The sequence below is a fragment of the Paenibacillus segetis genome (assembly GCF_014639155.1).
Lineage (GTDB): Bacteria > Bacillota > Bacilli > Paenibacillales > Paenibacillaceae > Fontibacillus > Fontibacillus segetis.
In genome coordinates, this window is sequence record NZ_BMFT01000001.1 from 2,918,563 (window position 1) to 2,944,095 (window position 25,533).

General features: G+C 43.5%; 26 protein-coding genes and 1 other RNA gene. 3 read left to right on the forward strand and 24 right to left on the reverse strand.

Annotated features, from left to right (window positions below):
* The first annotated feature begins 16 nt into the window (after positions 1-16).
* A complete protein-coding gene (locus tag IEW05_RS13680) occupies positions 17-646 on the forward strand; it encodes a YhcN/YlaJ family sporulation lipoprotein (protein WP_188539602.1) in 630 nt (209 codons plus the stop codon).
* A gap of 42 nt (positions 647-688) precedes the next feature.
* On the opposite strand, the gene IEW05_RS13685 is transcribed toward IEW05_RS13680, so the two are convergent.
* The 6 genes from IEW05_RS13685 to IEW05_RS13710 all read right to left on the reverse strand — a co-directional run bounded on the left by IEW05_RS13685 (position 689) and on the right by IEW05_RS13710 (position 6,081).
* A complete protein-coding gene (locus IEW05_RS13685; RefSeq protein WP_188539604.1) occupies positions 689-1,141 on the reverse strand; it encodes a pyridoxamine 5'-phosphate oxidase family protein in 453 nt (150 codons plus the stop codon).
* A gap of 76 nt (positions 1,142-1,217) precedes the next feature.
* On the reverse strand, positions 1,218-2,294 hold the full coding sequence (locus tag IEW05_RS13690) for an LCP family protein (protein WP_188539606.1): 1,077 nt from the start codon (positions 2,292-2,294) through the stop codon (positions 1,218-1,220).
* Positions 2,295-2,343: 49 nt separating this feature from the next.
* The gene (locus IEW05_RS13695; RefSeq protein ID WP_188539608.1) at positions 2,344-2,652 is read right to left on the reverse strand and encodes a YlaH-like family protein; all 309 of its coding nucleotides are present in this window, start codon (positions 2,650-2,652) and stop codon (positions 2,344-2,346) included.
* Between the two features lie 37 nt (positions 2,653-2,689).
* Complete coding sequence (gene typA, locus IEW05_RS13700) at positions 2,690-4,531, reverse strand: translational GTPase TypA (RefSeq protein WP_188539610.1); 1,842 nt, start codon at positions 4,529-4,531, stop codon at positions 2,690-2,692.
* Between the two features lie 167 nt (positions 4,532-4,698).
* Positions 4,699-5,250 (reverse strand): hypothetical protein, encoded by a 552-nt coding sequence (locus IEW05_RS13705; protein ID WP_373285800.1) that lies wholly within the window; start codon positions 5,248-5,250, stop codon positions 4,699-4,701.
* A gap of 171 nt (positions 5,251-5,421) precedes the next feature.
* Positions 5,422-6,081 (reverse strand): TerC family protein, encoded by a 660-nt coding sequence (locus IEW05_RS13710; RefSeq protein WP_188539612.1) that lies wholly within the window; start codon positions 6,079-6,081, stop codon positions 5,422-5,424.
* 127 nt (positions 6,082-6,208) lie between these two features.
* Between IEW05_RS13710 and IEW05_RS13715 the strand changes: the two genes are divergently transcribed.
* Positions 6,209-6,910 (forward strand): TerC family protein, encoded by a 702-nt coding sequence (locus IEW05_RS13715; protein WP_188539614.1) that lies wholly within the window; start codon positions 6,209-6,211, stop codon positions 6,908-6,910.
* 58 nt (positions 6,911-6,968) lie between these two features.
* Here IEW05_RS13715 and thiI read toward each other — a convergent pair whose 3' ends face one another.
* The 6 genes from thiI to IEW05_RS13745 form a co-directional block, all read right to left on the reverse strand.
* Entirely contained in the window at positions 6,969-8,204 is a 1,236-nt protein-coding gene (gene thiI, locus IEW05_RS13720; protein WP_188539616.1) for a tRNA uracil 4-sulfurtransferase ThiI, read from the reverse strand.
* Positions 8,204-9,355 carry a cysteine desulfurase family protein gene (locus tag IEW05_RS13725; protein ID WP_188539618.1) on the reverse strand — a complete coding sequence of 384 codons (1,152 nt, stop codon included), beginning with the start codon at positions 9,353-9,355 and terminating at the stop codon, positions 8,204-8,206. The genes thiI and IEW05_RS13725 overlap by 1 nt, the downstream gene beginning before the upstream one ends.
* A gap of 169 nt (positions 9,356-9,524) precedes the next feature.
* Entirely contained in the window at positions 9,525-10,295 is a 771-nt protein-coding gene (locus IEW05_RS13730) for a lytic transglycosylase domain-containing protein (protein ID WP_188539620.1), read from the reverse strand.
* 169 nt (positions 10,296-10,464) lie between these two features.
* Positions 10,465-10,893 (reverse strand): DUF5353 domain-containing protein, encoded by a 429-nt coding sequence (locus IEW05_RS13735; RefSeq protein WP_229753367.1) that lies wholly within the window; start codon positions 10,891-10,893, stop codon positions 10,465-10,467.
* Between the two features lie 34 nt (positions 10,894-10,927).
* Positions 10,928-11,155, reverse strand: a complete 228-nt coding sequence (locus IEW05_RS13740) for a DUF1540 domain-containing protein (protein ID WP_188539623.1) — start codon at positions 11,153-11,155, stop codon at positions 10,928-10,930.
* Between the two features lie 121 nt (positions 11,156-11,276).
* Positions 11,277-11,777, reverse strand: a complete 501-nt coding sequence (locus IEW05_RS13745; protein WP_188539624.1) for a YpuI family protein — start codon at positions 11,775-11,777, stop codon at positions 11,277-11,279.
* Positions 11,778-11,996: 219 nt separating this feature from the next.
* Here IEW05_RS13745 and IEW05_RS13750 point away from each other — a divergent pair, with 219 nt between their 5' ends.
* Complete coding sequence (locus IEW05_RS13750) at positions 11,997-13,898, forward strand: S8 family peptidase (RefSeq protein ID WP_188539626.1); 1,902 nt, start codon at positions 11,997-11,999, stop codon at positions 13,896-13,898.
* Between the two features lie 329 nt (positions 13,899-14,227).
* Here the strand turns inward: IEW05_RS13750 and rnpB are convergent.
* From rnpB to era, 12 genes are all read right to left on the reverse strand, one after another.
* Positions 14,228-14,637: RNase P RNA component class A (rnpB, locus tag IEW05_RS13755), an RNA gene on the reverse strand.
* 70 nt (positions 14,638-14,707) lie between these two features.
* On the reverse strand, positions 14,708-15,823 hold the full coding sequence (locus IEW05_RS13760; RefSeq protein WP_188539636.1) for a Nif3-like dinuclear metal center hexameric protein: 1,116 nt from the start codon (positions 15,821-15,823) through the stop codon (positions 14,708-14,710).
* Complete coding sequence (locus IEW05_RS13765) at positions 15,799-16,557, reverse strand: tRNA (adenine(22)-N(1))-methyltransferase (RefSeq protein WP_188539638.1); 759 nt, start codon at positions 16,555-16,557, stop codon at positions 15,799-15,801. Before IEW05_RS13765 ends, IEW05_RS13760 begins: the two co-directional genes overlap by 25 nt.
* Positions 16,558-16,764: 207 nt before the next feature.
* Positions 16,765-17,898 carry an RNA polymerase sigma factor RpoD gene (rpoD, locus tag IEW05_RS13770; RefSeq protein ID WP_188539641.1) on the reverse strand — a complete coding sequence of 378 codons (1,134 nt, stop codon included), beginning with the start codon at positions 17,896-17,898 and terminating at the stop codon, positions 16,765-16,767.
* 45 nt (positions 17,899-17,943) lie between these two features.
* The gene (gene dnaG / locus IEW05_RS13775; protein ID WP_188539643.1) at positions 17,944-19,767 is read right to left on the reverse strand and encodes a DNA primase; all 1,824 of its coding nucleotides are present in this window, start codon (positions 19,765-19,767) and stop codon (positions 17,944-17,946) included.
* 41 nt (positions 19,768-19,808) lie between these two features.
* A complete protein-coding gene (locus IEW05_RS13780; protein ID WP_188539646.1) occupies positions 19,809-20,270 on the reverse strand; it encodes a YaiI/YqxD family protein in 462 nt (153 codons plus the stop codon).
* A gap of 34 nt (positions 20,271-20,304) precedes the next feature.
* A complete protein-coding gene (glyS, locus tag IEW05_RS13785; protein WP_188539648.1) occupies positions 20,305-22,380 on the reverse strand; it encodes a glycine--tRNA ligase subunit beta in 2,076 nt (691 codons plus the stop codon).
* Positions 22,373-23,260 (reverse strand): glycine--tRNA ligase subunit alpha, encoded by an 888-nt coding sequence (glyQ, locus tag IEW05_RS13790; RefSeq protein ID WP_188539650.1) that lies wholly within the window; start codon positions 23,258-23,260, stop codon positions 22,373-22,375. Before glyQ ends, glyS begins: the two co-directional genes overlap by 8 nt.
* 153 nt (positions 23,261-23,413) lie before the next feature.
* Positions 23,414-23,551, reverse strand: a complete 138-nt coding sequence (locus IEW05_RS13795; protein ID WP_194434121.1) for a hypothetical protein — start codon at positions 23,549-23,551, stop codon at positions 23,414-23,416.
* A 59-nt stretch (positions 23,552-23,610) separates the two neighbouring features.
* Positions 23,611-24,360, reverse strand: a complete 750-nt coding sequence (gene recO, locus IEW05_RS13800) for a DNA repair protein RecO (RefSeq protein ID WP_188539654.1) — start codon at positions 24,358-24,360, stop codon at positions 23,611-23,613.
* A 20-nt stretch (positions 24,361-24,380) separates the two neighbouring features.
* Complete coding sequence (locus IEW05_RS13805; RefSeq protein ID WP_188539656.1) at positions 24,381-24,518, reverse strand: YqzL family protein; 138 nt, start codon at positions 24,516-24,518, stop codon at positions 24,381-24,383.
* Positions 24,519-24,618: 100 nt separating this feature from the next.
* The gene (gene era, locus IEW05_RS13810) at positions 24,619-25,521 is read right to left on the reverse strand and encodes a GTPase Era (protein ID WP_188539658.1); all 903 of its coding nucleotides are present in this window, start codon (positions 25,519-25,521) and stop codon (positions 24,619-24,621) included.
* Between the last annotated feature and the right edge of the window lie 12 nt (positions 25,522-25,533).

Here is a 25,533-nt window from a genome sequence, read left to right on the forward strand (position 1 = left end):
AAAGGACGGATCCAACATGCGAATATGGCTGTGTTTGTTATTGACGGCTGTTATGCTTACTGGCTGCAGTACTAATACAAAAAAGGCATCACCCTCTCCTCAGAATCATATGGAGAATGCTCCCCGGGCTCAAAGCACGAGACAACAGAGCAATACTGGCAACATAACAGGCCTTAGCAAAAATGAACAAATCAGCAAACAGGCTCATTTAGAGGAATTAGTCAAACATGTGCCCGGTGTTAAAGGTGCTCACTGTGTAGTTATGGGCAACACTGCAGTTGTTGCCATTGACGTAGAAGGAAATTTAGAACGAGCACGTGTCGGTAGCATCAAATATACAGTTGCCGAAGCGCTCCGTAAAGATCCTCAAGGTGCTGGGGCAATCGTAACGGCTGATCTTGATCTCTCGCATCGCATCTCAGAAATCGGTCAGAAGATCAAAGAAGGCCATCCAATCTCTGCCTTCACTACGGAGCTAGCGGATATTATTGGTCGTATCGTTCCGCAATTACCATCAGATACCGGTATTAAAGGAACAACGAATCAACCAACGAACAAAGGGACAGTTGAGCAAAAATCGACAACACCAAAATATAAAGGCCAAAAGACTAAAAAAATGAAAATGGCTCCTGGACAACAACCATAAAAATGATGTCGTAAAATACAGAAAAAGCCTAGCGAATACTCGCTAGGCTTTTTTCATTGCGGAGAATACTTGAGCATCCAGCATGTCCGCAGCACGCTGGTCGTATACTTTAGCATATTGTGGCTGTGATGCAAGTTGTGCCCCATAGAAAAGAGCATTACGTACCGCATCAATATGAACCTCAAAGCAGCACATTGGGAAGGGTACATCCTGAAGTGGATCTTGCACGATATCAGCTTTACCATTAATGGCATAAATCGTGTTCTCGCCAAACACCGTTACCGTGACACGAGGATTGGCTTTAATATTACCGACCAATCTGGAACGATGATCTAACGCAAGACGAAGCGTGGAATAATCCGCCGCATAGATCCAGGAGATAGCACTGGAAGTTGGCCCCCCGGACTCCTGATCTACTGTATTCAATAATACAAACGTCTCGGACTGAAAAGTGGAAAATAATGATTCCGATAATTGAGTAACGACTTCGGACACGGTATCAGCCCTCCTGTGAAGTACAATTACACTTCTTAATCGTATTATAGCATGTCGCAAAACTTACATACAATCCTCATTTACCCTCGTCTGAAGAACTCTCTGTCTGGGCAGGTGATTTAGTGCCCGCAAGTTCATCTTTAAGAGCCTGCTTAGCCTTTGCAAATTCAGCATCGCTTAGGTACACATAAGGACTCTTCCACTCACCGGTCACCGGCATAAAATCAACGTTGTCCTTGGAGATGTTCCAATAGGTCGTGATCAAATTTTTCATTTGCTTCGACTCTAGATCGGTCTCCATATTGTTGCCGACAGACTTGATCACATCTCCAGCACCTAGAACACCATTCAACGACTTAGCCTGATCGATCAGAGCATGCAGCACTTCATTCTGCCGCCGGTTACGATCAAAATCATCAGAGGCTTTGGTCTTAGGCTTACAATTCGATTTACGGTAACGAACATAATCAAGGGCCTTACCACCATCGAGATGCTGTTCACCCTTCTTCAAATTGATATCTGTGCCATCCGCTCGATCGCGATAACACATGTCGGCATCTACATTAACGTTAACGCCGCCTAGTGCATCTACAACATCACGGAACCCTTGAAAGTTTAATACAACCGCATAATCAATAGTTAGATCAAAATACTTACTCATCATCGTCTTCATTTCCTGCTCAGCGGAGATACCCGATTTCTTCTCCTTCGCTAGGAAATTAGGATAAAATGCATTTATTTTATTGGTCTTATAACCATCCAACTGTAATTTGGTATCCCTTGGTAGTGAAACCATGGTGGCAGATTTCGTCTCAGGATTCATCGCAATAACCATCATAACGTCGGTAAGATGGGTTCCCGTCTCTGGACGGTAATCCGTACCTAATAATAACATCGTAAGTGGTTTTACCTTAGCCGAGTTCTCAGGAGCGACGTCGCCGGAAGTACCGGTATCATCAATAACTTTATCTAGCGTAAGAACCATAGAGCCTAAATAAATACCCACACCAATTACAAGCAAAATAATTAAAGTAAGTAGTATTTTAAAAAACTTTTTCGGACCACTCGTCTGTTTCTTCTTCTTTTTTGAACCCTTTGAGACTCGTCTTTGACTTTTCTCACGGGGAGGCAAGCCGTTGCGGTTAGAACTCATGAATTCAAACACCTATTTTCATGTAATATAGTCACATTAATAATTTGAATTATTGCATTTTATCTTTGGCGATTGGAGCAGAATTTTGACCCTTGTTCCGACGGCCTTCCACAAAATAACGTATGCGAACCATAAGCATAAGAATGACGGCAACCAGAAGACACTGAATAATCGGCAATTTATCAATTTGAAAAATAAGCAGAAGGAAGGAGCCGATCGCCATCAACACATAGAGAATCACTTCTTTCAAAAGCGGGAGCTTTTGACCAACGCGAAACACTTTGTTGTATACAAAGAACACTAGCACCAGAATTATTACATAAGAAATTACTGGATGGTTAGCAAACCAATGTTGCATTATCGTTCCCTCCTTCATGGATATAACAGTTTATTTATTAGATACTTGCCTCAGCATTTTTACGTTGTTTCTCAGCACGTTCACGTTCGCTCTTATTAAGAATCTTCTTACGAATACGTACTGATTTCGGTGTAATTTCACAATACTCGTCATCGTTAATGTATTCAAGAGCTTGTTCAAGAGAATGAAGTCGCGGTGTTTTCATTTTGACAGTATCCTCTTTATTGGCTGAACGAATGTTATTGACTTGTTTCTCTTTACAGATGTTAACGATAATATCGTTATCACGAGTATGCTCACCAACAACCATACCCTCATAGATTTCTTCCCCTGGTTCCAAGAAAAGAATACCACGATCTTCAATAGACAAGATACCATACAAAGTGGAAACACCATTCTCACTAGATATCAATACACCTTCGTGACGTCCACCAACTTGACCACTCGCGACTGGTCCATAGCTATCATAAGCATGATTCAACACACCATATCCACGTGTCAAAGTCAGGAAGTTAGTAGCGTATCCAATCAAGCCACGAGCTGGAATGAGGAATTCAAGTCGAACATTCCCAGTTCCGTTGTTGATCATATTCACCATCTCAGCTTTACGCGAGCCTAGGCTTTCCATTACAGCGCCCATGCTTTCCTCTGGTACGTCAATCATCAAACGTTCAATCGGTTCCATTTTAACTCCATCAATTTCCTTGATGATAACTTCAGGTTTCGAAACTTGCAATTCGTAGCCTTCACGACGCATGTTCTCAATCAGAATGCCTAGGTGAAGTTCTCCACGACCAGATACGATAAAGGCATCCGGACTATCTGTATCATCAACGCGCAGTGATACATCCGTTTCAAGCTCTTTATACAGACGCTCACGCAATTTACGGGAAGTAACCCATTTACCTTCGCGTCCAGCAAACGGACTGTTATTAACAAGGAATGTCATTTGCAAAGTAGGCTCGTCAATTTTTAGTACAGGAAGTGCTTCGGGTTGATTTGGATCTGCAATTGTTTCACCAATATTAATATCTTTAATACCAGCAATAGCTACGATGTCACCAGCGCCAGCCTCAGGAATTTCCACACGACGTAGTCCTTGGAAACCAAACAATTTCTCGATACGAGCTGTCTTTTTACCACCGTCGCGTGTCATAACCGTTACAGGCTGACCTTGACGAATAATACCGCGATTTACACGACCGACAGCAATACGTCCCATATACTCGTTATAATCCATTAATGTAACTAGGAATTGTAGTGGTTCATCAACTTTTTCTGTAGGTGCCGGAATATGTTCGATAATCGTATTGTAAAGGGCAAGCATGTTTTCATCTTGCTTCTCAGGATCCAAACTTGAAGTTCCGTTTAGTGCAGATGCATATACTACGGGGAATTCCAACTGTTCATCGGTTGCTTCAAGTTCAATAAATAGATCAAGAACTTCATCAATGACTTCAGCCGGTCTTGCAGCAGGGCGGTCAATTTTATTAACTACCACAATTGGAGTAAGTTTTTGCTCTAGTGCTTTGCGAAGTACGAATTTGGTCTGAGGCATACAACCTTCATAGGCGTCAACGACGAGCAGTACGCCATCAACCATTTTCATAATCCGTTCTACTTCTCCACCAAAGTCGGCGTGTCCTGGAGTATCAACGATATTGATCAAATAATCTTTATACGTGATTGCTGTATTTTTGGCCAAAATGGTAATACCACGTTCCCGCTCAATATCGTTGGAATCCATCGCGCGCTCGTGCACTGCCTCGTTCTCGCGGAAAATCCCCGATTGTTGTAACAATTTATCAACTAGTGTTGTTTTACCATGGTCTACGTGTGCAATTATTGCAATATTCCGAATCTCATTTCTTTCATGCATAGTCTTTTCTCCATATCCTTTCGTCTCTGTGTATTTAGTTTTTTCTCCCTTAAGCCGGGAGCGGCGTAGTTCACCACAAAAGAAGCGTCGGACGAATAAATGCCGACGCTTGACATATCCCTTATATTATACGCAAAATTTCGAATAATTCAAGAACTTTCCAGACATCACCAAAGTCGCCGACTCTTACCACGGGCCGTAATCAAGATGATTCCCCCGATAATAAGTATGAAAGCTATGATATAAATGATGTTTAGAGAGAACAGCGTCCATCCGAGCAGTATAACAGACAACAAACCTAATACCAGTGCGGGAACAAATATACCTGGTTGACGACGTGAAGAGGCTGAATCGTACTCAAACAAACCAACGGCGATTCCTAAGATAAACAGCGGCCAAGTATATTTAATGGTACCTACTCCCCAGAAATTACTGACGAAGAACAAAATACTGTACACAATCAGTACTCCACCAGGTAGTAACAGTTCAGCGGGCCCTCTCCTTGAATAATACAACAGGTGGAGCACAATGCCAGGAACTAGTAGAAGCAATGGCCAAAGCGCTTTACCTAGAAAACTGAAAAACCCTAGTTTCCCAAGCAAGATGATGATCCCGGCAGCCAGAATCACAATCCCCGTAGTTAGCTTATTGTTGTCGGACATTTCATCACACACCTTCCAAGAAGACAATAGAGGACAAGCCGCCACAAAATACGACATTCCCTTCTTTCCTTCAGTTTATATGAAATTGAGTAAAAAAACCACTCTCCCCTTGCAAAAAAATCCAATGTTTCCCTGTGCTAGGGACTTCTTTGAACCACACAAAAAAACACGGCGCGAATCATCCGCCGTCTTTTTCTTGATTTAATCTATCTCGTAGACGGACTTGGATCATCCGCGTTTAACGTTATAATTTTTATACCAACCAAATATTATAACCACCGCTGCCAATAGAAGTGGCACAATACTTGAAATCATTGGAATTACCTTGGTAATCAATGATCCAAGCTTCGGATCATGCAATAGCATTTTTCCAGCTGTGTATCCTAAAATTCCAGCTCCTACATATTTGAGCAATGGTAGTCGATCCAGCCAATCTGCTATAAGGTTGCTTCCCCAAACAACTATAGGGATACTAATAGCAATCCCGATAACCAACACGGCAAGATCACCATTTGCTAATGCTGCGATCGCTAGTACATTGTCTAAACTCATAATGATATCCGCTACAAGAATGGTTTGTACCGCCCGCCACATCGTACTAGCTCCCTCAGTCCGGGTATCTTCCTCATGTGGAAGAAGTAGTTTAAAGGCAATACCTGCGAGCAGGATTCCTCCAGCAGCTTGTATAAATGGAATTTTCAAGAGAACGACAGCAGCCCATGTTAACAAGCAACGCAGTAGGACTGCACCTAGAGCCCCCCACCACACTGCCTGCTTGCGTTGTTTGATTGGTAAGTTGTTACTGGCCAAAGCAATAACAACAGCATTATCACCACTTAACACCAGATTAATGATCAATATCTCTGATAACAGAAGCAAATGTTCCACACTCATCCCTCCCTTACACTATTATGTAAGAAAAAGCCAAGCTATGACTTCATCACAAAATCTCCTTGGACAAATGACTCCCTTTTGTTATTTAATACGTATATAGCTATTAGAGGAAGTGACACAAGTGGAATTATTCAGTGCGGCATTTTTTATCTCTTTAATCAACATTATTTTTATTGATCTCATCTTAGCAGGAGACAATGCAATCGTGATTGGAATGGCAGCTAAGAAACTGCCTCAAACGGTGCAGAAAAAAGCGATTTTATACGGAACAGCCGGTGCCGTAATCCTTCGGATTATTGCAACTTTGATCGTAGTCTGGCTGCTCAATATTCCATGGCTGCTTGCAGTCGGTGGTGCTATGCTAATATTTATCGCCTACAAGGTATTAGCTGATGAAGGAGATCATGACTCAATAGACGCCAAAAGCTCACTCTGGCCTGCAGTACGAACCATCGTTATTGCCGATGCAGCTATGGGTCTTGATAATGTCATCGCTGTCGCAGGTGCATCTCAGCAACACATGGTTCTCGTTGTCATTGGATTACTCATCAGTGTTCCAATCGTCGTGTGGGGAAGTACATTATTTATTAAGCTATTGACCTTATTCCCTTGGATTTCTTATGTCGGCGCTGCAGTGTTAGCTTATACTGCCGCTCATATGATTACAATGGAACCCCATTTCCTCCCTTTCTTTGAGGACAAGCCTATACTACGCTACTTATTGATCGCAATTGTGATGGCTTCTGTACTCTTACTGGGGTACCGTAAGAAACGGCAAATTCGAGATACTAAAAAGCATCAATCTCGTGCAGCAACTCACTAATAACTTAGTAAATCAAAAAAGGAATCTTTCCCCAAGGGAAGGATTCCTTTCTTTTGATTTAGAACCATTTTTCCTGTACAACCGGCTCTTCTTCTGAATCTCTATTGATGGCTTCACCCGGCTGAATCAGGAGTGTTTCAGTACCTTTTACAGCCTCCTCAATCAATCCATCCAGTTGTGTTAACGACGATTCGATCCTCTCTACAACATTCAAGTTCGGATTCGTTGCAGGTGATTTGGGAACAAACAACGTACAACAATCTTCGTATGGAAGGATTGATAAATCATAGGTTCCGATTTGATGTGCTGTATTAATAATCTCTTCTTTATCACTCATGACAAGTGGCCGTAAGAGCGGTAAATTAGTTGCTCGTCCAATAACATTCATGCTCGATAAGGTTTGGCTTGCTACTTGTCCTAGACTATCTCCAGTTACCAGCGCTAATGCACCATTATTCTCGGCTAGTCGAGTAGCGATGCGCAGCATAGACCTCCTCATCAAGGTGATGATCAAGTTGTCATGACCACTCTGAGCCAATACAGTCTGAATTTCCGTAAAAGGAACCAAATGAATCTTGATCTTCCCCGCATATCCTGATAGAACCCGAGCTAAATCAATGACTTTTTCTTCCGCTTTTTTACTTGTAAAAGGATAACTATGGAAATGAACACATTCAATTTCTAACCCTCGCCGCATGGCTGACCAGCCTGCCACCGGACTATCAATACCTCCAGAGAGCAGCAACATCGCTTTACCGTTCGTTCCAAGAGGGAACCCCCCAGCCGCTCGAATAACTTCTGAATAGAGGTAAGTTTCCTCTTCACGAATCTCCACACGTAGATCGACAGCAGGATGATGTACGTCAACCGTGAGTCCAGGTACTGATTCCAAGATCGGCTTGCTAACGAGTTTATTCATCTCAAGAGAAGAGTAAGGGAAACCCTTCCATACCCGGCGGGCACTAACTTTGAACGTTGTCTCACGTATTTCAGGTCTATCTTGAATGAAAGAGGTAGCTGCAGCTATAATGTCATCCAATTGTGAAGGTACGATTTTCACCGGACAAATGGACATCACACCAAATACATTTTTGAGCACTTGAATGATCTGCTGTGCAGGTTCCCCATTTAATACAACATAAATTCGGCCATAATCCTTCCAAGCTTCAGTCCGTGGGAAAGCGTGTAATAACGCCTTCACATGAGACAAAGCCGCTTTCTCAAATCGTGATCTATTTCTGCCTTTGAGCGTAATTTCTCCGAACCGGAGCAGCAGCAAATCATAATCCGGCATTATGAAGGTTCCCCTTTCAATTTCTGCAATTTATTAATTATCTTGGTCAGCGAATTCAGCAGCTTGTTGATGTGGTCTTCTGTATGCTCTGAACCAAGACTGACACGAATGCCCGAAGAGGCCGTAGCTGCATCCTTACCCATGGCAAGCAGAATGCGGCTTGGCTCTAAGTACTTGGAGGAGCAGGCAGATTGAGTGGATACAATGAACCCTTCCTCTTCCAGCATATGCAGTATAACCTCAGCCTTCATTCCAGGATAAGAGAAATGAACAATATGTGGGGCACCATCTCTTCCTGAGTTCAAAACCAGCTGGGGTAAATCCTGAATACCGTGGACCAGAATTTCCTTAAGTCTGGACATTTCTTGGGACTTCGCTGTAACATTCTCACTCGCAAGTCTGATGGCCTTAGCCATTCCCACGATACTCGGAACATTCTCCGTACCAGGGCGAAGCCCCCCTTCTTGACCTCCCCCTGCCATAAGAGGGGATAAGACTAAACCGTCCCGAACATATAATAGTCCTACGCCCTTAGGTCCTCTCCATTTATGAGCTGACAGGCTATATAGATCAATTCCACAATCCGATATAGACAGCGGGATCTTACCAAATCCTTGTACACCATCGACATGGAACAGTACACGTGGATAATTGTTCTTCAGCATTGCACCAATTTCAGCGATAGGCTGAACTGTACCTATTTCATTATTTACATGCATCACGGATACCACAATCGTATCTTCACGGATCGCATCGGAAACCTGTTTCACAGTCACTTGCCCAGACGCGTTTACAGGTAGATAGGTAACCTCCCAACCTAGACCTTGAAGCTGTTCGCAACATTCAAAAACAGAAGGATGTTCGATCGTGGTTGTTACGATATGCTTTCCTCGGTTTATATACTGCCATGCAGCACCTTTCAGCGCAAGATTGTTACTCTCCGTAGCCCCTGAAGTGAAGACGATTTCGCTAGGCTTCACCTTCAGTGCATCAGCGCAAACTTCACGTGCTTTTTTTAACAATTTCCCACTTTCATCTCCCAAACGATGCAGCGAAGATGGATTACCATAATGCTGGGCCATAACCTCAGCCATCGTTCGAGTTACGTCCTCAAGAGGAGGAGATGTTGCTGCATGATCAAAATAAATCACTCTGTCTCACCTCCAAAATATAAACAAATATAAATCCAAACTTGTACCTTCATATTACCTCAAAAAAAGACCAAAAGAAAAAACGCGAAAATCCGGGTTCCCGGAGCGTTTTCCCATTTTGATCTCACTTAGAGTGCGTGTTCAAAAAGTCAGCTTCAACTATAGCACATTAACTCTCATATTTGGAACGGGCAGTTTCAATCTTCCGAATATAATTTTGCGTCTCTAGGGGTAACAAATCCAACTTGTCCATTAATTGCTGATCATTACTAATACCAAGTCGTTGTATTCGTCCCGGTCCTGCATTGTATGCAGCAAGGGCTGTCTTCTCATTTCCGTTGAAACGTTGAAGTTGATAAGATAAATAACGAGTTCCCCCATCAATGTTCTGAGCAGGATCAAATGAATCGCTCACTCCGAGGCCCCTTGCTGTACCATCCATCAGCTGCATCAAGCCCTTCGCACCTGCAGAAGATACCGTTGAGGCATTAAATGATGATTCCGTCTCAATGACCGCTTTAATTAAGCTTTCCGATACACCGTATGACCGACTAGCCTGAGATATCAGTTCATCGATTTCCTTCCCAGCACCTGTAGATCTCGATGTTGAAGCTCCATTTGAGATTGAGAATGAATTCAGGACACTGGATATCTCGTTACTCAAACCATTTTCCTCAATGGACTGAAGTGTCTGCCACATCTCTCCACTGATCAAATCAGATAAGTCCAAACCTGCTGAAGTTTGACCATTCTGCTCTGCTCTATTTTGTAAAGCATCGGCATTTTTACCTTCAGAGATCATCAGCTCTTTCAGCAATATATCAAATAGTGAATCTCCCTTATTGCTGGTCTGCGTACCAACTGGGGTTCCTTGTAAGTCGATATTATTCGTCATTTGTGATTTAATCAGTTGCCCCATTGTACGTGAATCTATTTGCATAGGTCAGATACTCCTTTTCTTTTCCGAAGGGTAGATGACTTTATTTTACACTTGAACAACGACAATAACTACCCATTTTTCGCAAAAATCGTCATGATCAACAAAAATAAGACCAACGTCCCAGAGGGACGAAGGCCTGTAGCAGTAAATACCCAATAACCTTTTTAAACTAACGCATCAATGGGATGAGGATAAAATAACTTAATGTCGCTAGCACACCTAAGCCCATCGCCCATGCACCTGTCGTTTTTCTATCTTGGCTATAAGCATAAAACCCCATGATCGCTGCAATCGGACCTAAAACAATGGACCACATAAACAGTGACAGGATACCCAGCCCAATGCCGATGTAACCCACCGTAGTTCCCATTGAACTATCCATAACATCACTATCTACGGTATCATCACTTCGATCATGGCGTTCTTCCCGCGTATTATTTCCTCTAAGGACTTCTCTAGGAACAACCTCAGCAGAATATTCCTCCTGATGAGATTTACGCGGATAATCCGTACGTTGTTTATTTCCACTTTTTGCTGCCGGAGAAAAATTCTTCGGGTTATAACTGCCTTTCGAATGATTGTGTTTATGATCAGACATCGCCAGCACCTCCGTGATTTGTATTAACAGATATTTACGATGATTTCGGCCTAAATGTGTGACAGCATGTTGCAGATGACGTACCCGCCTTGTCCTGATGATCGCTATCAAAGGATTCCCCAGCAAATTCTGCATTGTATTGCTTGTTTGCATGTTGATCAATGTCGATCATGATTGCATCGGCTTGACAGAGATTGTGTTCTCCCCAATAGGTGCAATTCGATACACTACATTTGACAATGGGTTTATTCCCATTTGGCATAATGATCACCTCACATATCATTTTCCCCTCACAGTGGAATCACTATGCGAATCGCGTGTTGTTAAATCGATGCAAAAAAAATGCCCCTTAGAGGGACATCTTCACAAAATTCAAAAGGATGCTAAGAATTCATACGTTGCATCCGAATTTGCGTTAAATAATCACTTTCATAATATGTTAATTCGTCGCGCAGCTCTTCGAATATGGATGTAAGATCCAGTACAACATCCCGTGCAGGACGAACAGGTTTCTTACGGAATCTTATGGAATCCTGACCAGTATAAGCATAACGACCATCTTCAGAGTAACTTTCATGTTTCGGATAAAAGAAATGGTTCACGCAGTCGTGATACACATGATACAACGCCTTTTCAGCGCTATTCGTATCAAATGTACCTCGTCTTAGCACGATGCCCAGCTTTTCGTAACTGACTTCGGAGAATACAAGCAAATGGCGAAGGTCAGCCAAGAATCCTTGATAAAAGGTGTTCGCTTCCTCATCATGACCCTCAATTAGCTGGGGCAGCGAGTAATGGTTCAAAAAAGATTCAATCCTTTGCACAATGATCTTTAGCTTATTGCTTGCATTCTGACACAGTTGCTGGATATTGGCTTCTGGCATTGTAACATTTCTCCTTCTCTGTAGAGATGCATTCGTTTGGCAAATCTTATGACATCGTTAATCGTTAACCGAAATTATCGTATCACAAAATGATTCCATGCGGAATTATTTTCCTCCAATAATCTAACTCTTAATGAACCTATTCACGCATAAAAAATGGACGTTCACCTAAGGCTATTCTTATCTACGATAATGAACATTAAAGGAGGCAATACACTCATGAAGTGGCGAAACTGGGTCGCTTTAGGATTAACGGGAGCTGCAGCCGTAGCAGTCATCTCATTTTTCCCCTCTACACCAAGTAGCACTCCTCAACAGAATGCCAGCTACACGAGTAAAAGTAATAATAGTAAATCACCTGTTCCGAGTCCGGCTCAAGAGCAACAACTAAAACAAAGCATGCTTAAACGAGATGTAATCGCAACCGAACGTCTGTCACGTCTGGATGCCAAAGGACATCTACGTTCACTTGCAATAGAGTTAGGAAACATGTCAGCCCAACAGCAAAAATCATTTATAAGTAACATGCAAAAGGATCATAAGCATTTCCAATCCATCTTTTGGGTTGATATTCCCAGTGGCAAAGAGCAACAATTCCGTCGACCACAATTTAAAACTACTGCGCTAGAGCAGAAACAACTAGGAACTTATATAAGCTTTGCCCGTAAAGCATTAACCCAATCTAAGTCATATGAATCTCCTTCTTTTCCCGAAGACGACCCGAAATATTTTGTTGCAGCGGAGCCAACAAGCAATCACAAACATGGAGTCATTGCGGTAATGGATGCGACGATTCTCAATCGGGTAAAAGATCATCAGAATAAGAACCTTCGGCTGATCCCATATCCCAAAGAAGGAAAGTACAAGGTGGAGTCGATACACGCTGATACGCTACGTGATATGACAGTTAAGACAGGCCATGACAATGAAAATGCCAGTCATTATTATGAGAATGAGATTGTAGTGGTCTTTGAACAAAATCCATCTGCTCATGAAATGAAGCAAATTGAATCCGAAATTAATTGTAAACCTCCACGCAGAATAGCCAACACCTATATTTTTCAATCTAAGGACAAAAGCATGGAGCAAATGAAACAATATTTCACAGCTAAATGGAAACCTAAATATATTGAACCTCATTATTTGTACATGACCAATGAAACGGATGTTCTTAATGATGGGACAGTGGAGATACCCAATGATGTATTATTCGAGGAATACCAGTGGAATCTACCGATTATCGAGACGAACCGTGGCTGGAACCTGACCAAAGGCAATAATGATGTGATTGTTGCTGTAGTGGATACCGGAGTCGATCTGAATCACCCTGACCTTCAAGGTCGACTTCTACCAGGTTATAATGCGGTCGCACCAGATGATAAACCGATGGATGATGTGGGACACGGTACCCATGTAGCGGGTATCATTTCTGCGAACGTTAATAATCATGAGGGTATTGCCGGAATGATGTGGGGCGGTAAAATTCTACCCGTAAAAGCGCTAGATAGCTCCGGATCGGGGACAAGCTATTCCGTTGCCGAAGGGATCATATGGGCTGCTGACCATGGGGCTCAGGTTATTAACCTAAGCCTAGGAAATTACGCAGATGCAAACTTCCTTCATGAAGCGATTAAGTATGCTTATGATCGGGATATCGTCATTGTAGCTGCCACTGGCAACGATAATACGGAACGTCCAGGATATCCAGCGGCTTACCCAGAAGTGCTATCTGTATCTGCTACAGATACCAATCTCGGTAGAGCTTCATTCTCCAATTATGGCGATTACATTGATGTGATGGCTCCAGGTGAAAGTATCGCTAGTACCTATCCAGATAATCAATATGCCGCATTGTCTGGAACATCCATGGCCAGCCCTCATGTAGCAGCACTTGCCGCGTTGATTCGCTCCATCAACCCGACCCTAAAAAACACGGAAGTCATGGACATCATCCGCAATAATGTCATTGATCTCGGAGAGAAGGGGCGAGACAAATATTTCGGATATGGGCAAATAGATGTCTATTCGGCGCTACAAGCCGCAGGCGGTGCAGGTTCTCCCCTACAGTTCTGGCCGCAATTTTATCAGCGCAAAATAAACAAAATTCTAGAAGGGCGTTGAACATAACAAGTTAGTTATTTAACTGTGATTAGGCTACGATAGCGAAAAGTTCCTCCGATCGCTGTTGTCCCCAAATTTCTTCATTGAATGTTTAAAAGGTTGAAATTCGGGGACAAAGGCGAACGCTTCGCTTCTTCAGAATCATTTCGCTCTCTCCGCTTAATCACGTTTTAAAAAATTAACGTAACAACTTATTCAATCCCCCTTCTAGGTACAACAAAACAAAAGCCTCCATACCAGAGATAAGCTACTTAAGCAGCTATCCCTTCGGTATGGAGGCTTTATTTGTTCTATGTAGCGAGGCAATCGCCTCATAAGTGTGTTGCAGCGTTGAAAGCCTGCCGTAAGCCGGGTTCTGTACTCTTCGCGGTATGAACGGGAACAACCCTCCCGCATCGAGTGACAATCATCTATCTAGGCCGTACATTACTATACGGCTCCAGCGACCAACCCAGACGCGCCTCGGGCAAAGGCTGTCTCTTCCTAGGAAGAAACTGCGTCCCATTAGGTCTTGCTCCAAGTGGGGTTTACCAGGAACGAAGTCACCAGCGTTCCTCGGGGTCTCTTACACCTCGGTTCCATCCTTGCCTGTGCTCACCTTGCGGGAGCCATCGGCGGTCCATTTCTGTGGCACTATCCTTCGGCTCGCGCCGACTGGACATTATCCAGCACCCTGCCCTACGGAGCCCGGACTTTCCTCCCGTGGCCAAAAGCCACCGGCGATTGTCTGTCAAACTTTCGAGCAACACTTGATAGTATACAGGCATTGCCGAGGAATCACAAGCATGAATAAGCGGTAATATTGCCTCTTACAGGAAAGTGAATGGTTCAGTATCAATTGCGGATGCATGAACCTTCGTCTCGTATTTGTCTCCTTGTAGCTTCTCAGTCAGCCAAGAAGCCACTCTAGGCTTCATAATCTTCTCTGCGTTATGACCAGGGTCAATGATCGTCATACCAGCCATATGGGCATCCTGCGCCGTGTGATAATCAACATCCCCAGTTACGAGTACATCCGCACCGCGAAATAATGCATGCTTCCAATATCGACCACCTGAACCGCCAAGTACAGCTACTTTCTTAATCTGAGTATGCAAATCACCCACTACACGAACCGCTGGTACGTCGAATTTGTCTTTTACTCGCTGCACAAAGGATTCCAAACTAACTGGTTCTTTAAGCTTACCAACCCGCCCTAATCCTAAGGTCCGTCCTTTTAAATCCATCCCGTATAAGTCATAAGCAACCTCTTCGTATGGATGACTCTTCAGCATCGCCTGAATAACTTTATTGCGAGCGCTTTGAGGTACAATCGTTTCAATTCTAATCTCTTCAACCTTCTCCATCTTCCCTTGTGTCCCGAGGTATGGATCTGTTCCTTCTCTCGGCACAAATGTGCCATATCCTTCGATATTGAAACTACAATGACTATAATTTCCGATCCAGCCTGCACCTGCATTTAGAATAGCGTCCAGGACGCGCTGATGATGTTCCTTTGGCACAAAGACAACAAGCTTGTATAGTTTGTCTGTATGAATGTCCTCTAACGGACTAACATCCTGAACGTCAAGCACTTCAGCCATCCAATCATTCATACCACCATCAGTTACATCAAGATTCGTATGACTGATATAGACAGCAATATCGTTCTTGATTAGCTTTTCGTACACTTTGCCCATTGGGGTATCACTTTGTAAATTAGCAAGCGGTCTAAAGATTATAGCATGGTGAGCCACAATCAAATTAGCCCCTAAAGAAATCGCCTCATCCACCACAGCTTCATTTACATCGAGGGCCACCAGAACTCCCGTAATTTCTTTCTGTAGGCTTCCAAGCTGCAATCCGATCTTATCGTTTTCCATAGCAACATGTTTAGGAGCTAATTGCTCCATGTATTGAATTACGGTTTGACCTTTTGCAAACATTTCAGCGCCTCCTCCAATTGAACATATTCACGATTTATTTCCATTTCCTTTTCTCTAGAAGACTCTAGCTTAGATGTTGCGATGGATTGACGAATTCTGTCCAGCTTAAGAAGTTCTGAATCCCATTTATAAAAGAAGACCTCATTTGGTTCTTCCGTTAACCGCGGTCCCATGGTCAAAAGAATTTCTTTTGTCAAAACTGTTCCCCCAGGCAATGTGCGTTCGCTATATAACTTTTCATTTAATTGCATGGCATCAGGATGGGCATCCGCTGTGAGGATCTCGTAAATTTTACCGTCTTCCTGCAAAATCACTTCCTCAGAGAGAAACCAGCCATGTTCAAATAGCCAACGCCGAACCAACTCCTCTGCCACATTAGGTTGAAGCACCAATCGCTTCACACCGACGAGTTTGTCCTCTCCTGCCGACAAAATAGAAACGATTAAGGCCCCGCCCATTCCGGCGATTGTGACCGTATCCACCTCTCCCGCAGTAATAACTTCCAAACCATTTCCTTTACGAACGGAAATTCGATGCCCTTCGCCAGCTTCAGCAACCTGTCGTCTAGCTGCATCTAACGGGCCATCAGATACCTCACCAGCTACAGCAAAAGAAGCTTTACCACTTTTCACAGCTGATACTGGTAGCAGTGCGTGGTCTGAACCGATATCTGCCAATCGACACCCTTCAGGCAAGCGCTCGGCAATTTGCTGTAATCTTGACGATATTTTCATAAAGAGCTCACACCCCTATTTTGTAGTATGACTAGAATTTGCATTGATCCATAAAAAAAGCTAAAATAAAAACCAGTAAATATAAAAATAGGAAATGAATCCAAAAGAAAGAAAATATGACGATATTCTCTTTTTATTGATAACGGATGTTGTCTCTTCCAAAAAAAAGACCTTGCTGCATAGATGCAGAAGGTCCGATTCCTACGCTTACTCGAGAAAGTCCTTTAACCGTTTACTACGGCTTGGATGGCGCAGCTTACGGAGCGCCTTCGCTTCGATCTGACGAATTCTTTCCCTTGTTACGCCGAACACTTTACCGACTTCTTCCAAAGTTCTCGTCCGGCCGTCATCGAGTCCGAAACGTAGACGAAGTACATTCTCCTCACGTTCCGTGAGTGTATCAAGTACGTCTTCTAATTGTTCCTTCAGCAGCTCATATGCAGCTGCATCAGCAGGTGCCAAAGCTTCCTGGTCTTCAATAAAGTCACCTAAATGCGAATCATCTTCTTCACCAATCGGCGTTTCTAACGAAACAGGCTCTTGAGCGATCTTCATGATTTCGCGGACCTTTTCCACGCTTAATTCCATCTCGGCCGCAATTTCTTCCGGCGCTGGTTCACGGCCTAGCTCCTGTAGCAATTGACGAGATACACGGATTAGCTTATTAATGGTTTCCACCATATGCACTGGGATACGAATGGTTCTTGCCTGATCGGCAATCGCACGAGTAATGGCTTGGCGGATCCACCATGTGGCATACGTACTAAATTTAAATCCTTTTTTGTAATCGAATTTCTCAACGGCCTTGATCAAGCCCATGTTACCTTCTTGAATCAAGTCTAAGAACAGCATGCCGCGACCTACATAACGTTTGGCAATACTGACCACGAGCCGTAGATTGGCTTCAGCGAGTCGACGTTTCGCTTCTTCATCGCCGTTCTCAATTCGGTTAGCCAGTTCTATTTCATCATCTCCGGACAACAAAGGGACCCGACCAATTTCCTTGAGATACATCCGTACGGGATCATTAATTTTGATTCCTGGTGGAAGTGTTAAGTCATCCTCGTAATTTAACTCGTCATGATCACCACGACCGCCCTCTTCATCACGTCCACGAACGGTAAGCTCTTCATCACTATCATTTGAAACGTCAATTCCCAAATCACCCAAATGTTCAAAAAACTCGTCCATTTGTTCAGGGTCTTGGTCGAAAGGCGAAAGCTTCTCCATAATCTCTTTATAAGTCAATGAAGACCTCTTCTTACCTTTTTCAACCAATTGGTCTTTCACCTGATCCAGCGTAAGTTCTGTTTCTAGTTCAGTATGCTGATCATTCGCCATATTCGACTCCCTCCTCCCTAGAAACATCTCCGAAACTCCATCGTTCTACTGTCTCTCTAGGGCAATAATCTCACTTGCAATTTGTGCAGCACGTAAGAAATCTCCGGCCCGTTCAGCCGATACCATCTCTTCTTTCTTACGCTTAATTTGATCTTGCAGCGGTACCCTCCGGATTTCACGAATACAATCATCCAGTTCCTGGGTGCTCCATTCTCTAGGAGTTTCCATCATAGCGATTGAAATCAGTGTTTGTTCAAGCCGCTCATCTTGAAGCGACGAGATGAATCGACTTGCATCTGGAGACTTTCCCTGCGCGTAATACGCGTATAGATAAGCAGCAATAGCTACATGATCCTCGATGTTAAAATCGTCTCCAAGACGCTCCCATACATAACGTGATACTTCTTCATCTTGAAGCATGAAGGAGAGCAATCTTCGTTCCGCAACATGGTAAGCAGGCAGCAGAGCCGGCATGGACGTTTGCCCCTTTTTATGCCTACCATTATTCCACCTTTTGTCGTTATTATCCCCAAGCGGTGCCTTTTTTTGCATGGCTATACGAAATTGGTTGCATTCCTGTTTCAAACTTTCGAACGAAACTTGAAGATCGGTAGATAATTCTTTCAAATAAATCTCACGTTCGGTTGGCGACGGCAGGGGAGCAATAACCCCTAAAGCATCTCTAATATAAGCAACCTTTCCGTCCTCTTCTAGCAGTATATGGTTTTTCTTCAGATATATAAGCCTAAATTTAACGGATGAAACGGCTCCGTCCAAAATCTGATGCTTAAATCTTTCGCCCCCGTGCTTTTGAATGAACTCATCAGGGTCCATTCCTTCGCTAAGTAAAGCGATTTTGATTACAAAACCTACAGCTTCAAGGATAGGAATACTTTTCAGTGCAGCAGCTTGTCCTGCAGAATCTCCGTCATAGCACACAATAATTTCGTCTGCGAGTCCTCTCATCATACTCGCATGACCCTCAGTAAGGGCTGTCCCCATTGTGGCTACTCCGTTATGAACACCGGACTCCCAAGCACTAATTACATCCCCATATCCTTCAAACAACACAATCTGTCTTGATTTACGGATCTCTGTCTTCGCTTGATGAAGATTGTAGAGCGTCCTACTCTTGCTGAAAAGCCTACTTTCAGGAGAGTTCAAATACTTCGGTCCACCCTCGCCGAGCGTTCTCCCCGCAAATGCGATCACTTTACCACTCCGATTATGCAGTGGAAAAATAACCCGATCACGGAATCGGTCCACAAATCCTGAACCATCCTGCTTAGACGATAAAAGTCCACCCTTCTCCATTGCCGCAAGATCAAAGGATCTTTTGTCTAGAAACTGGACAAGTGTATCCCAGCGTGCCGGAGCATAACCAATTTGAAACGTATCAATCGCTTTGTCACTAAATCCTCTGGACTTTAGATAGTCCATTGCGGGTTTACCATGTTCCGTATTTTTCAGAAGAAAATGATACAACTTAGAGGTCCATTCATGGGCCTGCAGCAGTTGCTCCATCTCCCGGCTCTGCGGGGTCTCTCCTAATCGGCGTGCTCCGTCTTCATAAGGGATATGAGCTTCTTCTGCCATGATTCTGACAGCTTCGGGGAAGGTTAATCCTTCGATTTCCATCCTAAATTTGATGGCGTTACCACCCTTGCCACAGCCATAACAGTGGAAGATCTGCCGTTCGGGCGTCACCGTAAATGACGGTGTTTTCTCCGAATGGAAGGGACAAAGCCCTTTCATGTACTTACCCTGCTTAGTTAGATGAACGTGCTTGCCAACCGTATCAACGATATCATGTTGCTGTAAGACCGCCTCGATGACTTCCTCCGGAATATTTCCTCGCCCGGTACTCATCAAACCACCTTCATCTCTATTAACACGTAGATAGTAATTCGCTAAAATTGTACATTCTCCTGCATATCCTGCAAAAGTTTTAATAACATATCTTTGAAATGATTCCGGTCCTCGTCCGTAAAAGGCTTGGGACCCTTGGAATAACGCCCGCCCCGCCGCGCTTTTGCGTTATAATGACGACGTTCGAGCAAATAATCAATATTACCAGTATGAAAAAGTTCGCCACGGGGAGAAATCGCCTGGCATGACTTAGCAAGAACTAATGCGGCAAGCCCATAATCTTGCGTTACGACAATATCTCCCTTAGCGATATGATTTGCAATATATATATCAGCGCTTTCCTGACCGCGGTCCACCTGAATGACCGAAACTCCCTCCGATTTCTGTAGCACATGATCGTAAGAAGAAACCATCAACACATGAATCCCAAACCTGGAAGCAAGTTCAATAATCTCTGTTTTAACAGGACAGGAGTCCCCGTCCACCACAATTGAGATGCTCACGCTTCCCCTGTCCTCCTCTCATCTAACTACAATGTTATGCCCAAACCACTTTACCAAAATCAGCAAAAGCCTTGAGATCATGATCAATCGCTTCTAGTAATGCCAAACGGTTGATCCGAATCGCTTCGTCTTTAGACATAACCATAACTTCATCGAAGAATATTGTAATGCTTCCCTTTAATTCACTAATTAATTCTAGTGCCTCAGTCGCATTCCGTTCTTTCAAAAGTTGATTGTATTTACCTGTAATTGACTTCCATGATTCATAAAGTTGTTGCTCAGCCGGTTCAATAAGTAAATCGAATCTAACCTTCTCAGAAGATGCTTTGGCCGCCAAATTGCTTACCCGACCGAAAGATTCCGCAGTCAGTTTGAAATCTGGATTGTTAACGGCATCCATCAAGGCTGTTCCCCGTGCCACTACTAGAACTACATCATCATAACCAGCAGCCATCACAGCATCAACAACGTCGTAACGCAAACTGTCGGACAATGTCTTTCTCACACGAAGACCAAAGAAATCAGACAAGTCTTTGATGATCTCGTCTTCCGAACGTTTCAAACCACGGAAATGTTGATGTGTATCCAGCGCAATTTTGAAAATATCGCTTAATTTCACCGACAATTTATGCTCAAGCAAAATTTGCACAATTCCCGCTGCCTGACGACGTAAGCCATATGGATCTTGTGAACCAGTTGGTATAATACCGATAGAGAAACATCCCGTAATCGTATCAATTTTGTCCGCAATGCTGACAATAGAACCTACTTCAGAACTTGGAACTGCATCACCAGCGAAACGCGGTTGATAATGTTCGAACACACCTCTCGCTACAGCTTCTGCTTCTCCAGCTTTACGTGCATAATCTTCTCCCATAACGCCTTGCAGCTCAGGGAATTCATACACCATTTGCGTAACTAAATCGAATTTGCAAATTTCTGCGGTACGGCTAACTGATTCAGCTGTGCCAGTATCGGTACCTAAAAGCTCCGATAACTTATCACTATTCATGCGAATTCGCCGCACTTTATCCCCAACGGTTCCCAGCTCTTCGTGGAACACAATGCTCTCCAGTTTGGATAGAGCTTCCTTAATCGGATGTTTTTGATCTTCTTCGTAGAAGAACTTCGCATCGGAAAGACGTGCACGCAGCACCTTCTCATTTCCTTTTGCAATAACATCGAGCGAATCAGCATTACCGTTACGAACGGTTACGAAGAATGGAAGTAACGCACCTTGAGCATTAAGCACCGGGAAATACCGTTGATGTTCACGCATAGAAGTAATAAGAACCTCTTGTGGAATGCGTAAGAATGATTCTTCGAATGTTCCAAATAACACGGTTGGTGTCTCGACTAGGAACAATACTTCCTCCAACAAATCCTCTTTTACAGCGATATTCCAGCCTTTCTCTTTAGCAAGAGAATCAATCTGCTCTATAATTAATTGTTTACGCTCATTAACATCAGCGATAACATGTCCTGCGCGTAGTGCTTCTACATAGGCTACAGGCTCCGTAATGACAATTTCTCCACCCAGAAAGCGGTGACCTCTTGTTACATTGCCCGATTTCACTCCGGCAATCTCGATATCAATGATCTCATTACCGAACAAAGCCACCATCCAACGGATTGGACGAACAAATTTGAAGTCATAACTACCCCAACGCATGTTCTTTGGAAAGTTCATCGCGTGCAGAATACCCAGAAGTCCTTCTGCTACAATCTTCGAAGTCTCAATACCAATACTATTTTTGCTGACATAGATGTATTCTGTGCCACCAAGTTCTTTAAATGTAAATTGGTCCGGACTAGCGCCTTGACTACGTGCAAAGCCTAGTGCTGCTTTGCTCCATTGTCCATTTTCATCCAAAGCGATCTTGCGCGATGGCCCTTTAACTTCCTCATGAACATCCTCTTGTTTCTCAGCCACACCACGAACAAGAACGGCAAGACGACGAGGAGTACCGTAACTCTCGATCGACTCAAATTTAATGACTGATTCTTCTAGCCACTTGACCGTCCGATCTTGTAGCTGCTCCATTGCCGCGCGAATAAACCGTGCCGGCATTTCCTCTAAACCAATTTCAAACAGCAAATCTTTAGCCACGGTCAGCACCCCCTTTTTGAAGCATCGGGAATCCTAGCTTCTCTCTCTCCTCCAAATATGTCGCCGCCACTTGACGTGCCAAATTCCGCACACGAGTAATATAACCTGTTCGTTCTGTTACACTAATTGCCCCTCTTGCATCAAGCAAGTTAAATGCGTGGGAGCATTTTAGAACGTAATCGTAGGCTGGGAATACGAGATGCTGCTTGAGGGCTTCTCCCGCTTCATCTTCATACATATTAAATAACGTGAATAACATCTTAACGTCCGATACCTCAAATGTATATTTGGAGTGTTCAAATTCCGGTTGATGGAACACGTCTCCATAAGTTGTGCCTTCAACCCACTCTAGGTCAAACACATTCTCTTTCTCCTGAATATAGGAAGCAAGACGCTCCATTCCGTATGTGATCTCCACAGCAACAGGGTTCGCTTCAATACCGCCTACCTGTTGGAAATACGTAAATTGTGTTATTTCCATACCATCTAGCCAAACTTCCCAACCAAGTCCCCAAGCGCCAAGCCCCGGATGTTCCCAGTTGTCTTCAACAAATCGAATATCATGTTGAAGCGGATCGATGCCGAGCCGTTTCAAACTCTCCAAATAAATTTCCTGAATGTTATCAGGAGAAGGCTTCAAAATAACCTGAAATTGGTGATGCTGATACAATCGGTTTGGATTCTCCCCATAACGTCCGTCTGCCGGACGACGTGAAGGCTCTACATAAGCCACATTCCATGGCTCTGGTCCGATGGAACGAAGAAACGTCATCGGGTTAAGGGTACCCGCACCTTTCTCTACGTCATACGGTTGTACAACAATACATTTCTGTTCTGCCCAAAACTGCTGCAGGGTCAGTATCATTCCTTGAAAATTCATGAACCCATCTCCTTCTACACGTCTTAGTGTACAGCCGCCAAGAGTACGAGAACGCAAAAAAGCCCCGTCTCTACGCCTGCTGTCAGACGTAGGGACGAGAGCTGTATAGTCCCGCGGTTCCACCCTACTTGATTTATAATCCTTAAGATAAAGTCAAGGATTGCTAAATCCGCTTTTTTCACGATTCATAACATGCTCCGAGGATGCCGTTTCATGAGTCTCTCTGTCCGGGCTTTCACTCTCCCCAGCTCGCTTCAGCAGATGAAGAACCTCATTACTTTTCCGCTTCAACACATGTGATCTCCCAAAGGAGATATTCTATTTAATAATAAATGATTTTATAAAGTTCGTCAAATTTCATACTTATCTAACTGATCAAGAAAATGACGTGATTTGAGATTAAGCGCAAGCTGCATGTCCATGAAAGATCGCATAATCTGTTTCAACTCGGCCTTAGTGGAATCTTTGACCACAATATTCCCCAATCTCCGCATATCCATCTTCTCAAACAGCATTAATAACTTTAGAGTTCCTGGCGAAACTACCTTTGCCGTTGGATCATGATGATGACAACGCCGACACAGCCTGCCACCAAGCCGGGGACTAATTAATGCACTGTGCTCAGAGGACCCACAAGATACGCACGTTTCAAATGACGGGCCGTAACCAGAAGCTTGTAAAATTTTCATCTCATATAAATGGATGACAATTTGAGGATCTTTACCTGCAGAAAGACCTTCTAGACAAGACTTAAGCTGGCTGAACCAGAAGCCTCCAACCTCTTCGTCATGAAGACTACGATCAAGCAACTCACAAGCATAGGAAGCATATGCCGCCAATACCAAATCACCACGTAAAGAAAAGTGAGATTCAATAATCTCACCTTGATTTAATGTTCCTAGGCCTGTATTTTGACGATAAAAAACGTATTCTCCATAAGTAAAAGGTTGAGTTATCGCCGCATGTCGGCTCTTCAATTTTCTTGCACCGCGCGCCATCACACCAATTTTCCCATGAGTCTGTGTACACAATGTAATAATTTTGTTTCCCTCGCCGTAGTCCATGCTGCGGATGACGATTCCTTCCACCCTGTAAAGCATGATTCTTCCCCCAACCTGACTTAATCGACCTCTTCCTGGGCGATCACTTCTTCAGCTACCATAGACTCCGCTTCAGATTTGCCGTCTGCCTCTTTAAATAACAAGTAAGCATCGACATCTCCTGTCATTGTAAAATACTTCCACGAAAAATCTCGCATTCGCATTCACCCTTTCTTCGGAAATGATGCCTGCATCTTCGAATATAGGATGTGCGCACATGCTTGATCTAATCCGTTGCAATAACTCCCAGTATATTAATTAAGCATCGCGATGGAAGCCAAGATCCTTCAAAACCCGATCCTGATTACGCCAGTCCTTTTTCACCTTGACCCAAAGCTCGAGAAATATTTTCGATCCAAGCAAATTCTCGATATCGTGTCTAGCTAGCTTTCCAACCTCTTTGAGGAGGGCACCTTGCTTACCGATAATAATTCCCTTCTGAGAATCACGTTCTACAAAAATAACCGCTGACATCCGAACAAATCCATTACTCTCAACGCGCATATCTTCGATAGCGACCGCAATGGAGTGAGGTACTTCTTCGCGAGTTAGATGTAGAATCTTCTCACGAATCAGCTCTGCGCACACAAATTGCTCTGGATGATCTGTTATTTGATCATCAGGATAATATTGTGGTCCCTCAGGCAGATATTTACTTATTTGATCCAACAAGGTGTTAACATTGTTGCCCAGTTTAGCTGAAATCGGAACAATTTCTGCGAACTCATGCAGTTTACGATATTCGTCGATCATAGGGAGTAATTGTTCAGGTTCTATACGGTCAATTTTGTTCAATACAAGAATAACCGGGGTCTTAACATCTTTCAATCGCTCAGCGATAAAGCGATCTCCACCACCTAGTCCTTCAGCTGCGTCAACAAGGAATAGTACAGCTTCAACTTCACCAAGTGTGTTAAGCGCTGTGCTGTTCATGAAATCGCCAAGTTTTGATTGGCGCTTATGGATTCCTGGTGTGTCAAGGAATACGATTTGTTTGTCTTCTGAAGTGTACACACCATGTATTTTATTCCGCGTAGTCTGCGGTTTATCAGACATGATTGCGATCTTTTGACCAATGATTTGATTCATGAGCGTCGATTTACCAACATTCGGTCGACCGACAATCGCAACAAATCCGGATTTAAATTTTGATTTTGCCATAGTTGATTGTTC